Source organism: Microbacterium salsuginis (genome assembly GCF_012524205.1).
GTDB classification, from domain to species: domain Bacteria; phylum Actinomycetota; class Actinomycetes; order Actinomycetales; family Microbacteriaceae; genus Microbacterium; species Microbacterium salsuginis.
The window spans coordinates 846192-859381 of sequence record NZ_JABACI010000004.1 but is presented as its reverse complement, the minus strand read 5'-3'; the positions used below and the strand labels follow the sequence as shown (position 1 = coordinate 859381).

General features: G+C 70.2%; 12 protein-coding genes. 1 reads left to right on the top strand and 11 read right to left on the bottom strand.

Translation table 11 applies throughout. From position 1 onward, the window contains the following. Window position 1: 1 nt before the first annotated feature. The 8 genes from HF576_RS15775 to HF576_RS15740 all read right to left on the bottom strand — a co-directional run bounded on the left by HF576_RS15775 (window position 2) and on the right by HF576_RS15740 (window position 9273). Window positions 2–1033: an urease accessory protein UreD gene (locus HF576_RS15775; RefSeq protein WP_205835269.1), complete on the bottom strand. Its 1032-nt coding sequence runs from the start codon at window positions 1031–1033 to the stop codon at window positions 2–4. Then, window positions 1030–1665, bottom strand: a complete 636-nt coding sequence (gene ureG, locus HF576_RS15770) for an urease accessory protein UreG (RefSeq protein WP_168913723.1) — start codon at window positions 1663–1665, stop codon at window positions 1030–1032. Before ureG ends, HF576_RS15775 begins: the two co-directional genes overlap by 4 nt. Before the next feature lie 48 nt (window positions 1666–1713). Further along, window positions 1714–2433, bottom strand: a complete 720-nt coding sequence (locus tag HF576_RS15765; RefSeq protein ID WP_168913722.1) for an urease accessory protein UreF — start codon at window positions 2431–2433, stop codon at window positions 1714–1716. Between the two features lie 4 nt (window positions 2434–2437). Then, a complete protein-coding gene (gene ureC, locus HF576_RS15760; RefSeq protein ID WP_168913721.1) occupies window positions 2438–4162 on the bottom strand; it encodes an urease subunit alpha in 1725 nt (574 codons plus the stop codon). 1 nt (window position 4163) lies between these two features. Next, window positions 4164–4595 (bottom strand): urease subunit beta, encoded by a 432-nt coding sequence (locus HF576_RS15755; RefSeq protein ID WP_168913720.1) that lies wholly within the window; start codon window positions 4593–4595, stop codon window positions 4164–4166. Between the two features lie 25 nt (window positions 4596–4620). Beyond that, window positions 4621–5484, bottom strand: coding sequence for a sirohydrochlorin chelatase (locus tag HF576_RS15750; protein WP_168913719.1), 864 nt, complete (start codon window positions 5482–5484; stop codon window positions 4621–4623). Window positions 5485–5487: 3 nt separating this feature from the next. Beyond that, window positions 5488–5793, bottom strand: coding sequence for an urease subunit gamma (locus tag HF576_RS15745; protein WP_168913718.1), 306 nt, complete (start codon window positions 5791–5793; stop codon window positions 5488–5490). A 111-nt stretch (window positions 5794–5904) separates the two neighbouring features. Next, on the bottom strand, window positions 5905–9273 hold the full coding sequence (locus tag HF576_RS15740) for an FUSC family protein (RefSeq protein ID WP_168913717.1): 3369 nt from the start codon (window positions 9271–9273) through the stop codon (window positions 5905–5907). Window positions 9274–9337: 64 nt separating this feature from the next. On the opposite strand from HF576_RS15740, the gene HF576_RS15735 reads away from it, so the two are divergent. Beyond that, window positions 9338–10069, top strand: a complete 732-nt coding sequence (locus HF576_RS15735) for a Pr6Pr family membrane protein (protein WP_168913716.1) — start codon at window positions 9338–9340, stop codon at window positions 10067–10069. 6 nt (window positions 10070–10075) lie between these two features. On the opposite strand, the gene HF576_RS15730 is transcribed toward HF576_RS15735, so the two are convergent. The 3 genes from HF576_RS15730 to HF576_RS15720 form a co-directional block, all read right to left on the bottom strand. Further along, window positions 10076–10972 carry an alpha/beta hydrolase gene (locus HF576_RS15730; protein ID WP_168913715.1) on the bottom strand — a complete coding sequence of 299 codons (897 nt, stop codon included), beginning with the start codon at window positions 10970–10972 and terminating at the stop codon, window positions 10076–10078. A gap of 53 nt (window positions 10973–11025) precedes the next feature. After that, window positions 11026–11574 carry a DUF6790 family protein gene (locus tag HF576_RS15725; RefSeq protein ID WP_205835268.1) on the bottom strand — a complete coding sequence of 183 codons (549 nt, stop codon included), beginning with the start codon at window positions 11572–11574 and terminating at the stop codon, window positions 11026–11028. 117 nt (window positions 11575–11691) lie between these two features. Beyond that, entirely contained in the window at window positions 11692–13179 is a 1488-nt protein-coding gene (locus HF576_RS15720; protein WP_168913714.1) for an arylsulfatase, read from the bottom strand. Window positions 13180–13190: the final 11 nt, after the last annotated feature.

Here is a 13190-nt window from a genome sequence, read left to right as displayed (position 1 = left end):
CTCACTTGCGGATCGCCGGCGCCGGCGATCCCGTGATCAGCTCGTGCATCGCCGCGGCCGCCGCCGTCGAGACCGCCGCGGAGGTCACGGTGTCGTCGCCGACGAACCGCAGCCACGCCCCGGCGTCGTGCGGCAGCACGCTGACTCCCGCGCGCGCCGCCTGATCCGGCGAATCGGCGAGCACCGCGCCGACGGCGTCGTGCAGGGCGTCGGCGACCTCTCGAGCCGGCACGCGCGGCGTGACCACGTACAGGCTCGAGACGACATCCCGGCCTCCCAGCACGGCGGGCCCGCCGACCCGCCCGTCGCGTGGCACGAGACGCACGCGGTCGAACGCGACCGGCAGGGCCCCGGGACCGGGCCGGGTCACCTCGAGGTCGCTCGCGAGCACCGCGTACGCGTGGCGCTCGCCCCGGCTGAGCCGGCCCGCATAGATGGTCTCTCCTACGATCAGGGTCGCGTCCGGATGGACGGTCGCGGCCGTGCGCTGGTAGAAGCGGGCATCGACGTAGGGGATGAGCGGGTCGGGCAGGTACTCGACGTACGCGCCGTCGCCGACCTCCAGATTCACCAGCGATGTCGCGTAGCCCGCTTCCATCCGGTACACCTTGGTGTGCGCCTGCGTCGTCACGTGGGCCGACGTGCCGGGCCCGAAGACGAGGTCGGTGCGGTGGCGATCGTTATGGAGGATGCCACCGCCCGCCGTCATCAGGTAGGTGTACGGCATGTCGGGCCGGGCTGCGTTGTAGTACAGCGGCTGCATGATCTGCAGCGGCGACTTCTGAAAGTGGTGCACGAGTTCGGTGCGACGTGCGTCGCCTGCGCCGCGCAGGGCGAACTCCAGCTCGAGGACGCCGACCTTGCCGGGACTGCCCACCGGCAGGGTGTGCGCTTCGGTGCCGTACCGCGCCACCTCCGACGGCACATGCGCCGGCTCGAAATGGGCCGGCTGCAGCCGAGGACCGCCGTACAGCGCAGGCGCGACCGTGACGCCGGCATCCGACGCCGTCAGCACCGGCGCGACCGCGCTCACGCGACCAGCTCACCCTTCGACGCGTGCCACACCGCCATGATCGTGTCGAACAGCTCGTGCACGCCCGTGCCGTCGAGCGAATTCGTGAGCACGACCGGCTTGCCGCCGCGCACCAGATGCGCGTCGCGCTCCATGACCCCGAGGTCGGTGCGCACGTACTGCGCGATGTCGATCTTGTTGATGACGAGGATGTCGCTCTCGGTGATGCCGGGACCGCGCTTGCGCGGCATCTTCTCTCCCTCCGAGGTGTCGAGCACGAAGACGAACACGTCCGCGAGCGCCGGAGAGAAGGTGAGCGTGAGGTTGTCGCCGCCGGACTCGTAGATCAGCGTGTCGATGTCGGGGAACCGCTCGAGCATCTCCTCACCCGCCGCCAGGTTCATGGTGGGGTCGTCCCGCACGGCGGTGTGCGGGCAGGCACCTGTCTCGACGCCCACGACGCGTTCCGGATCCAGGATGCCGGCGAGCTCGCGCCGTACGTGCTGCGCGTCCTCCTGGGTGTAGATGTCGTTCGTGATGACGCCGGGCGTCCGGCCCGCCGCCAGGAAGATGGGAACGAGGGCTTCGGTGAGCGCCGTCTTGCCCGAGCCGACGGGCCCGCCGATACCGACCCGCAGAACCTTTTCGCTCATGTCGCGATGCTTCCTCTCGTAGGGACGCCGGCGGTGCGCCGGCGCCGATCAGCTGGTGAAAAGGCGGGCCTCGGCGCGTTCGTGGCCCGCCGACATGATGTCGGCGACGGGGGCGAAACCGCCGATGTCGCGCAACGGCCGCGCGATCGCGTCCCGCGTGACCGTCTCGATGACGGGCTGCGCGCGGCGCAGCAGCACCTGCGCCCCTCGGTGATCGGTGAGCCGCAGTCGCAGCGCGGCTCCGACGAAGCTCACCGCGAACGCGAAGAGGTCGGATGCCACCGCCTCCACGATCGGCACGCGCGTGGCCGCGTAGCAGACGGCCGTGACCACCGGCTGGCACCCGGGCGACTCCTTCGCCTTCACGCGCTTCGCCCACGCGGCGATGTCGTCCGCACCCGGCCCGTCCGCGAACGCCTCGCTCGCGATGTCCGCCAGCTGGCGGCCGCTGCGAGTGCTGGCGACGCGCAGCTCGGCATTGAGCTTCGACGCGAACAGGATCCTGTCGACCTCGGCGACGGCATCCCAATCCCGCGCGCCGGCCGCTTCGTGTGCGCGCGCGAGCGCGGTGGCATCACCCGGCCCCACGGCCGACGTGAGCAGATCCGCGAGCAGGTCGCCGACGCCGGCTGGGCGGACCAGTCCTTGCTGGTGGAACCCCTCGAGACCGTGCGACATCGTGTAGAAGCCGCTCGGGAACGCCGAGTCGCTCAGCTGCAGGCTCACCAGCAGCCGGGCGACCGGCGACTCCTCGTGCGCTGCCGTCATGCGGTCAGACCAGGTAGAACAGCTGCGTCAGCGGCAGCGACTGGGCCGGCTCGATGTGAGCGGGCTCTCCGTCGACGGTGACCTTGTACGTCTCGGGATCGACCTCGATGACCGGCGCGGCGCTGTTGCGGACCATGTCGTCCTTGCCGATCGAGCGGGTTCCGGTCACCGGCAGGATGCGGCTCTTCAGCCCCAGCTGCTCGGGCACGCCCTTCTGGATCGAGGCCTTCGAGACGAACGTCGCGCGCGTCTGGTGCAGCGTCTGACCGAGCGCGCCGAACATCGGCCGGAAGTACACCGGCTGCGGCGTCGGCAGCGATGCGTTCGGATCGCCCATGAGCGCCCAGTTGATGAGCCCGCCCTTGATCACCATCTTCGGCTTGGCGCCGAACGTGTCGATCGGCCACAGCACGATGTCGGCCATCTTGCCCGGTTCGAGCGAGCCGACGTAGTCCGAGATCCCGTGTGTGATCGCGGGGTTGATCGTGACCTTGGCGAGGTAGCGCAGCACCCGGAAGTTGTCGTTGCCCTCCGCGTCCTCGGGCAGCTTGCCGCGCTTGTCCTTGCAGTGGTGCGCGGTCTGGAAGGCGCGGGTGACGGACTCGCCGATGCGTCCCATGGCCTGCGAGTCCGACGAGAACATCGAGATGATGCCGAGGTCGTGCAGCACGGTCTCGGCAGAGATGGTCTCGGCGCGCACGCGCGAGTCGGCGAACGCGACGTCTTCTGGACTGTCGTATGACAGGTGGTGGCACACCATCACCATGTCGAGCAGCTCGTCGATGGAATTGACGGTGTACGGCAGGGTGGGGTTGGTCGACGAGGGCAGCACGTTGCTCTGCCCGGCCATCTTGATGATGTCGGGCGCGTGCCCGCCGCCCGCGCCCTCGGTATGGAACGTGTGGATCGTGCGACCGTCGATCGCCGAGATGGTGTCTTCGACGAAGCCGGCCTCGTTGAGGCTGTCGGTGTGGATCGCGACCTGGACGTCATACTCGTCGGCGACGCGCAACGCCTGGTCGAGCGCGGCCGGCGTGCTCCCCCAGTCCTCGTGCACCTTGAGCCCACCGGCGCCTGCTTCGATCTGCTCGATCAGCGCCTGCGGGAGCGATCCGTTGCCCTTGCCGTGGATGCCGACGTTGACCGGCAGCTCGTCCCAGGCCTGCAGCATCCGGTGGATGTTCCATGCCCCCGGCGTGCACGTGGTGCCGTTCGTGCCGTCGGTCGGACCGGTGCCGCCGCCGAAGAGCGTGGTGATGCCGTTCGACAGCGCGGCGTATGCCTGCTGCGGCGAGATGAAGTGCACGTGCGGGTCCATCGCGCCGGCGGTGGCGATCAGGTGCTCGCCCGCGATGACCTCGGTGCCGGGGCCGACGACGAGCCTGGGGTCGACGCCGTGCTGGGTCTGCGGGTTGCCGGACTTGCCGATGCCGACGATGAGTCCGTCCTTGACGCCGATGTCGGCCTTGACGATTCCGATGATCGGGTCCATCACCACGGCGTTCGTGATGACGAGGTCGAGCGCACCCTGCGTCTGGCTGGCGAGAGGATCGGCGCCCATGCCGTCGCGGGCGGACTTGCCGCCGCCGTAGACGATCTCGTCGCCGTAGCTGTCGGCCGCGTAGTCCTTCTCGATCTCGATCACGAGATTCGTGTCGGCGAGCCGCACCTTGTCGCCGACTGTCGGCCCGAACAGGTCGGTGTACTGCTTGCGAGGGATGACGGCCATTTCAGCTGCTCGCCTTCGTCGTGTCGGATCCAGTTCCTGCGGCCGGCGCTGTGGTCGGCTCGCCGTTCTCGAAGCCCCGCTCGGTCAGCAGCCGCAGCGCGGCGGCACGGGTCTGCGCGGAGTCGAGCCCGCCGTTGACCAGTCCGTTGAAGCCGACCACCCGACGTGCGCCGGCGAAGTCGACGAGGGTCACCTCCTTGGTCTCGCCCGGTTCGAACCGCACGCCCGTGCCGGCGGGGATGTCGAGATGCATCCCCCACGCCTGCTCGCGTGAGAACCGCATCGCGGGGTTGACCTCGAAGAAGTGGAAGTGCGAGCCCACCTGCACCGGCCGGTCGCCGGTGTTCGTGACTCGCAGCGTGGCCGACGCGCGGCCTCGGTTGATCTCGATGGCGTCGTCACCGTGCAGATACTTCGGCCTTCTGCTGACCATGATGTTCCTTCTTCCGGCTGCCGGTTCAGTGCTGAAGCTGGTGGTGCTCGTGCGGGTGGTGCTCGTGCGGATGTCCGTGGGTGTGCGCCGCGCCGTCCGCGTGGGTGTGGGGGTGCGGATGGGAATGCGAGTGGCCGTGGCCCTGGCTCTCCTCGAAGGCGTGGGAGTGCGCGTAACCGTGACCGTGGTCCGCGGCAAGGCCCTGGTCGATGCCGTCGCTCCCCGCGGCGAGCGCGGTCAGCGCATCAGCGACGCGGGTGCGGACCACGCGCCGGACGGCGCTGTGGCTCATGAGCGGAGCGAGGTCTTCGGCATCCGTCACCGGCAGGCTCTCTGCGAAGCCGGCGGGAACCGCGGCGACGCGCGTCGCACCGAGCCGGCGCAGCCGCTGCACCGCACCCGACAGCGTGTCGGCGTCGTCGGCGATCGCCACGGCGACCTCGGGCAGCGCGCCGTGCGCAGCGACCAGGTAGGCGATGCGATGCAGCTCGGCTTCGTCGAACGTGTTCGAACGCGGCGCCACGATCAGCAGCGCGGTGTCGATGTCGACCGACCGCGCGCGGTTGGCAGCGGTGCGCAACCAGGCGATGAGATGGTCGGGCTGTCCGAACGGCGCCGCGAGCGCGAGACGACCCGGATGCCGCGGCGCGAGCCATTTGAGCGTCTTCGCGGTGTCGGCGACCATCGTCGGGTTGCGGCCGAAGGTCATCGGCAGCACCACGACTGTCTCGCCGTCGTCGAGGAACGCGGTGAGGGCGTTGTGCAGTCCGCGGCCGGGCGCCGCCACGCTCACACGCTCGCCGACGTCTTCGAACCGGACGAGGTCGGCGCCATCGGAGCTCTCATGCCCGCCGACGAGGACCACGCGCACGGCGGTGGCTGGGCCCACGGCTCAGCCGCCGATGGGGTCGTGGCACGACACGAGCTTCGTGCCGTCCGGGAAGGTGGCCTCCACCTGCAGCAGCGTGATGCGCTCGCGCACACCGTCCATGCACTCGTCGACCGTGACGATCGTCTTGCCCAGCTCCATGCACTCCGCGACGGTCTTGCCGTCGCGCGCACCTTCGAGGATCGCCTCGGTCACGAGCGCCTGCGCTTCGCTGACGTTCAGTTTGGTGCCGCGATCCCTGCGGCGTCGCGCCAGCTCCGCGACCTGATAGACGAGCAGTTTGTCGATCTCGCGCGGAGACAGATCCATGTCAACTCCTGCATCATGGGTCCCGGCCACCCCGAACGGGACTCCCCACGAGTCATACTGGCATGGCCGTCGCATGTCTGGCGAGGCATGGACCGCAAGTTTTTTCCAGGTTCATCTGGACTCGACGACCTGCGAGGCGGGATGTGCCGTCGTCATCGCCGCGACCGTCCCCGGCCGGATGGCCTCGATGAGCGACAGCAGCGCCTGATTCAGCCGCACCACGAGAAGCACGCAGCGGCGTGCGGCATCCGAGGTGCCGGGCCCGGAGACATCCAGCTGCTCGGCCTGCTGGAGCCGCAGCGGGAGCTCCCCCGACAACACCGCCTCGACGGCGGCGAAGTTGTCGGACGTCGCGAGCGCGAGCCGAGGCAGGTCGACGCCCGCAATCGCATCGGTGTCGAGATCCCGCAGTTGTGCCCAGGCGCGACGCTCGTAGTACAGCACCGACCACAGCGCGGTCAGCTGGGCCTCGATGCCGCGGCGGCGCAGCGAGCCCGGGTTGCGGCGCACCGGCCGGGCGAGCGTCTCGAGGGCGGTGAGATCTTGGACGGCGCCGTGGATGCGAACGCCCGAGTCGCCCCGCGCGGGTGTGCCGTCCGCCCTTTTCGCGAACAGCTCGTCCGCCACTGAGCGGGCGGCGCCCACGACGGCGCCCATGCCCTGACGCAGCCGGACCCTGGTGCGAGTGGGAAGGATGACGGCCGAGACCACGACCGCGACGATCGCGCCGATCGCGGTCTCGACGACGCGCACCTGGATGGTCTCGACGCTGAGCGTGCCGAGCACGTCGTACATCGTCGCCAGCAGCATCGTCTGCCAGAACACCGTCCACACCGAGGCGATGGGACGCAGGAACGCGATGAAGAAGGCGCTCGCGATCAGCAGCGGGAAGGCGACGGCCGGGGAATGGCCGGCGAGGATCGCGAGCCCGAAAGCGACCGTCGCGCCGGCGAGCGTGGCGAGCACCCGCTGCACGGCCTTGGTCCTGGTCTCGCCGTCCGAACCGCTCAGCACCGAGAACGCCGGCATCGCGGCCCAGTACTGGTGGCTCGTCGACACGAAGCTTCCCAGCAGGAGCGCGAGCCCGGTGGAGATGCCCGCCTGGACCGCAAGCCGTCCGGACGCGACGGTCGGCCGCCCCTTGCCCGCGGTCGTCGGAGCGCCGCCGGCCGCGGCGGCCGCGGCATCCGGATACTCGGTGCTCTCTTCGACGGCGGCCTCCGCGTGGTGGCCCACGTCGTGGAGCCGATCGACAGCGGCCCGCAGCTCGGCGATCGCCGCACGGGTGCGGCGGGCGTCGACCGGCCAGCCGGCCGGAGATGGCGCGTCGGCCAGAGGCGGAGGCGGCGAGGCCGGAGGCGCGTCACGACCGGGACGAGGCAGGTACGAGGCGAGATGAGTCTGCGCGTCGGCGAGCTCGCCCGACAGGGTCGCCCGCTGATCGATCGTGAGGGCGACGCCGCCGACGACCGGGACGAGCGCGGCGAGGTTCTCGGCCGCGAGCTGCACGTCGAAGATCCTCACGCGCAGCGCCAGCGCGCGGTCGGCAGGCAGTCCGGGAGTGACCGCGCCATCCAGGCGCCCGGCGGTCACTTCGGCCGCCGCCTGCAGCGACGCCAGCTCGTGCCGCAGGATGCGCACCAGCCGTGGGTCGTGACGCCCCGACGACACGAGATCGAGCATCGTGCCCAGGAGCGACCCGGTGCGCTCGCTGACCGCGGCGATGCCGCTGCTCAGCCGGCGGTGCAGCGAGGGTCCGGGCAGCAGATTCGCCGCCCAGCTGCACACCAGGCCGACTCCGGCCGCGACGAGTCCCGCCCACAGGTTCGCGACGCCGAGCCCCAGCATCAGGCTGAAGTAGAACGCGATGAACCCGAGCTGCCCGAGACCGCCGGCGCGGGTGCCGTACCGTCGCAGCCACACGGCGGCCGCCGCGACGAGCGCGATCGCGACCACCGTCACGACGGGGTCTCGCGGCAGCAGCGAACCCAGCGCCACCCCCGCCGCCGTCGGCACGATCGCGACGATCCCGAGCCAGCGGCGTGTGCCCGCAGGCGCGCCGACCGCGGCGGGAGACGCGAACAGCGCGATCAGCCCCGCGAGCACGGCCCCGTAGACGGGCTTCGATCCGGTCAGCTGCGCGAGAGGGACGACGACGGCGACGGCGACGGCGACCGCCGCGAGGGTCCGTGCGGCGCCGCTCAGTCGCACGAAGCCGGGGTCGACGAACAGTGCGCGCCGTCTCATCCACGACGTGAGGCGGCGGCGCGGCGACGGTTCCCGCACGCGCGCGGCCGGCGCGACGTCTGCGGGCAGCAGCTCATATGCGCCGCCGTCGACCGCCGCGGTCCGGCGGTAGATCGGCTGGTAGTCGAGGTCGCGCGCCACCGCCGCCAGCAGCGCCTGCGCCTGGAACTCGAACGGCAGCCAGGCCGTGTAGCGCTCGTGCGCATCGGCGCGATCGATCGCGGCATCCGATCGCGTCAGCTGGGCCATGCGCCGATCCACCGTGAGGAAGCGCACGACCCAGGGATCGAGGGGCGCGCTCGTGCCGGGGCCGGAGAAGGCGTCGACGATCTGGTCGAACTCCGACCGCGAGACCGGCGCGGGAGTCGGTTCTGGCGACAGCCGCAGAGCCTGCTCCAGACGCGCGCGGAAGTCCTCGAACACGTCGGTGAGCCGCACGACGCCGGGCTCGGTGGACGGGTCGCTCCCCGTCGGAAGACCCCAGCGGAGCGCGCCGATGACGCCGGAAGTCATGTAGAGCGAGAACGGGAGCGAGAACTGGTCGCGGCCGCTCTGGAAGTAGTACGCCGCCCGGTTCTGTGCCAGGCCGTCGGCGTACGCGCTGAGCGATCCGAGGATCGAGTCCAGCTGCCCATCGAGCCAGCGCGACCGTCCGTCCAGGAAGAAGGGGGTGAGCGAATCGATCGGGTCGGTGATACCCCGGCCCGCCCGGAAGAAGTTGGCGGACAGCGACTGCAGCGACTGGATCACGCCGTACACGCTGCCCAGGAACGTGATGATGAACGAGAGCATCACCACGGCCATCATCGCCTCGGCGACCGTGATGAGGTTCATCCAGGCGACGCTCGGTCCGATGTTGTCCACGCCGACCGTCGCGAACTGCCCGAGGCTCAGATAGAGCGCGCCGAGGAAGTCCGGGGCGACGCCGGTCGAGGTCGTGATCGCGCCGCTGATCCCCATCGCCCCGAGATAGACGAACGCGAACCCGAAGACGACTCCTGCGACCCACCACAGGATCGTGATGAGGATCAGGATGCCGGTGACCTGGCGCAGCACGAGCGGCCGCCACCGGCGTCCCACCCGCCGGGTCACCGCGCGCAGCAGCACCCACTGCCCGCGCACGAGACGGTCGACGAACACACCCGACTGGTCGTAGTTGAGCACCGCGAGGAAAGCGTCGAGGAGCGTGACACCCAGCAGCAGCACCCCGACGACGATCCAGACGACGTCCATGGCGCATACCCTAGCGGCGCCACTAGCATGAGCGCGGGCGCATACGACCTTGGGGGGCCACGCCATGAGCGCGACGATCGCGACAACTGAGTCCACACATGTCCGGGAGCGGGTCGCCCGAATCTGGTTCGGCACGATCGCGGTCGTCGTCGCGATCGCGCTCGTCATCCAGATCGTGCTGATCCTGACCGGCGGCCAGGACGCCAATTCCGGCGCGAACGCGACCGGCCCGATCGGGACGCGTCTCGTGCGCCTCTTCAGCTTCTTCACGATCCAGAGCAACCTGTTCGTGCTCGGCACGTCGATCGCCCTGGCGCTCAACATCTTCCGGGACGGCAAGCTCTGGCGGGTGCTGCGCTTCGATGCCCTGCTCGGGATCATCATCACCGGGCTGGTCTACGAGACGATCCTCGCGCCGCTCGTCGACCCGCAGGGATGGGCGCTCGTCGCGACGATCGGCTTCCACTACATCTCGCCGTGGGCGACCCTCATCGGCTGGCTCATCTTCGGTCCGCGCCCGCGCATGACGTGGTCGACCACCGCCTACGCGTTCATCTGGCCGCTGCTGTGGCTGGTGTACACGTTCATCCACGGCGCCGTCACCGGGTGGTACCCGTATCCGTTCCTCGACGTCACGACCATCGGCTTCGCCGAGTCGGTCCGCAACTCGGCGATCGTCCTGGTGATCGGCATCATGATCGCGGTCGTGCTGACCTTCCTCGACCACCATCTGCCGTCGCTGGTGCGCGACCGCGACGCCGGCGCGGGCACGAAGGGCACTTCAGGCCTCGGTTGACAGCCCTCAGCGCAGTCGGGCCCGGGCGAAATCCCCGAACTCGGCGAGCGCGCGACGCGCCTCTGCCAGCACGGCGTTCCACAGCGGGAAGGCGTGGATCATCCGAGGGAACACGTGAAACCGGACGTCCGCCCCGGCGAGGGCCGCGGCCCGGACCAGCCGGACGGCGTCGTCGAGCAGTGTCTCGTCGGTGCCCACGTGCACCAGCGTCGGCGGCAGCCCGGCGAGATCGGCGAACAGCGGCGACACCCGGGGATCGTCTCGCGCGACATCCGGCGGCACGTACGCCGTCGCGAGCTCTTCGAGGTACGGGCGGTGCAGGAGGGCATCGACGGCGTCGTTGTCGTCGATGGACGCCCCCGAGAGGGTCAGGTCGGTCCACGGCGACACGAGCCACAGCCCCGCGGGTCCGGAACGTCCGGAACGCACGAGCCGTTGCCAGAGCGCCAGGCTCAACCCGCCACCCGCGCTGTCGCCGCCGACGATGATCTCGTCCGGCCGGTGCCCCTCTGCCAGAAGCCACTCCCAGGCCGTCGCCGCGTCGTCGGTCGCCGCCGGGAACGGATGCTCCGGTGCGAGGCGGTAGTCCACCGCCAGGGTCGGCAGACCGGCCGCGCGGCCCGCCTCGGCCGCCATCGTCCGGTGGCTGGCGAGGGAACCCGAGCAGTAGCCTCCGCCGTGCAGGAACAGCAGCACCCCCGCCGTTCCGACACCGGGTGCGCGGGACCACTCCGCAGGCACGCCACCCGCATCGACCGTCTCGAGCTCGATGTCGTCGGCGAGCGGCCATGCCCCGCCGACCTCGGCGATCCGCGCTCTGCGCTCGAGCCACCCGACCGGGCGCGCCTTCGCTCCGAGCATCGCCCGCACGGTCTCGATGCCGTCGTCCCCCATGGGTGCCATGAGCGTGAGGCTAGCTGCCTCGTCGAACGAGGGCTATCCCTCGGCGGATCCGATCAGGCCTCTGCCACCTCGAGCACGACGTCAGCCGGCTCCGCTTCTCGCTCGCGGCGAGTCGCCGCGACGTAGCCCCAGAGGAAGACGAAGCCGGCCACGGGCAGCAGGATGTCGGTGTACAGGATGCTGCCCGCGTTGCCCTGCGCCTGGTTGCCGGCCGTGGCGATCTGGTAGATGTGTCCACCCGCTGCTCCCCACAGGAACAGGGCCGGGCCGAGGAGGGCGGCGAGCTTGACCATCCAGCCCTGGCGCCGCGGGAACGCCAGGAATCCGACGGCGGCGAAGCCCAGGCTGGCGAATGCGACCTCGAGCTGGAAGGGGCTCTGATCCCAGCCGATGATCTCGGCGGTCAAGTCGCCGAACACACTGTGCATCACGAAGTTGTAGAGGTAGCTGATCCCGACCGACAGCAGCAGGAAGTGGTTGAGAAGCTTCTCCCAGACGTCTGCGGCGGTCAGCCTGCCGCGGCGGCGCCGGGTGCGCAGCATCCCGATTCCCGCCGTCAGCAGCCCCAGCAGGAACAGCGTGACGGTCAAGTTCGACAGCACGAGCGTGATGGCGCCCTCGATGACGGCTTACATGGACGTTCCTTCCAGACAGCTCCCCCGGTGCGATCTGCGTCGCGCTTGCACTGTACTGGGCGGCAGGCCGCGCCGGCGGGATCGTCAGACGAGCGTCGCGAGTCGTTCCGCTGCCGCAGGCGACACCAGCGGCGGCCTGCCGTGCTGCGGAACGAGCTGTCCCCCGGAAACCAGACCCGCGTTCCGCCGTGCGAGCGTCTCGGCCATCCGGGTGCGCCACAGCCGGACCTCGTCGGCGCGCTCGGGACGGCGGGCCAGGTCGTGCCGTTCATACGGGTCGGTGTCGAGATCGAAGAGCTGCTCGCCCGGGGCACCGTCCGCGTGCCGCGGGAACCAGATGTACTTCCAGCGGCCGTCCGTCAGATACTGCATCTCCTGGGAAGCGTCGTAGCAGATCGAATGCTCACCATGGACGCGTTCGCGCCACGCCACGTCCTCGTTCCGGATGAGCGGCAGAAGACTGCGGCCTTCCATCTCGGGCCGATCCTCGAGGCCGCACGCGTCGAGGATGGTCGGCATCACGTCTTGCAGGCACACCGGCGAATCAGCGGTGCGCGCATCGCCCCGGGCGCGAAGGGCAGCCGGCAGGCGCACGATGAGCGGCACATGAGCGGAGCCCTCGTATGCGTACGTCTTGCGCCAGAGGTGATGGTCGCCCAGCATGTCGCCGTGGTCGGAGGTGAAGACGATCAACGTCTCGGCGTCGAGTCCGCGGTCCCGCAGGAATCGCATCAGCCGCCCGATCTGGTGATCGATGTGCTCGACGAGCCCCGCGTAGCCGGCCCGCGCTCGACGGATCTCGTCGCCCGAGCGACGCCCTCGCCAGGCGTTCACGTCGGCGGCCTCGGGACCGCCGACATCGTGCACCGACGCCCAGGGGCCCACCGCGGCATCGGGGATGGCACCCGCCCTCGCGCGCTCGGCATTGTGCTCGTAGTAGAACGCCGGCGGGTCGTACGGGGAGTGCGGCCGCGCGAACGACGTCATCAGGAAGAACGGCCTGGTCGGATCGCGGCGTTCGAGGAACCGGATGGACTCGGTCACGGTCCAGGTCGTGGGATGCAGATGTTCGGGCGCGTGGAACGGCCGTGACATCCACGAGTTGAAGTCGAGTCCGTGGTCTGCCTGGCGCACGTCCGCCGGCGCGTTCCGTTCGAACCACGCGGTGTAGTCCGAGACGAAGCGCTCGTCCTGCACCCGCAGCGACTCGTCGATGACGGTCTCGTGGAATCCGTATCGCGCTCGCTGCGGGGTGAAGTGCATCTTGCCCACGCCGAACGTCTGGTAGCCCGCCCGCGCCAGCACCTCGGGCAAGGTGTCGGTGAGGCCTGCCAGCGGCGGCTGTCCGGCGCCCATGCCCAGGATGCCGGTGCTCCACGGATCGCGGCCGGTGAGCAGCGACGCCCGCGCCGCGGTGCACGAGGGCGTGGACGAGTACGCACGCCGGAAGAGCGTTCCGGCTGCCGCGAGGTGATCGAGATTCGCGGTCTGGACGAACCCGCCGTCGCACGACAGCGTGTCCCAGCGCTGCTGGTCGGTGACGATCAGGATCACGTTCGGGCGGCTGCTCATGGATCGCTCCG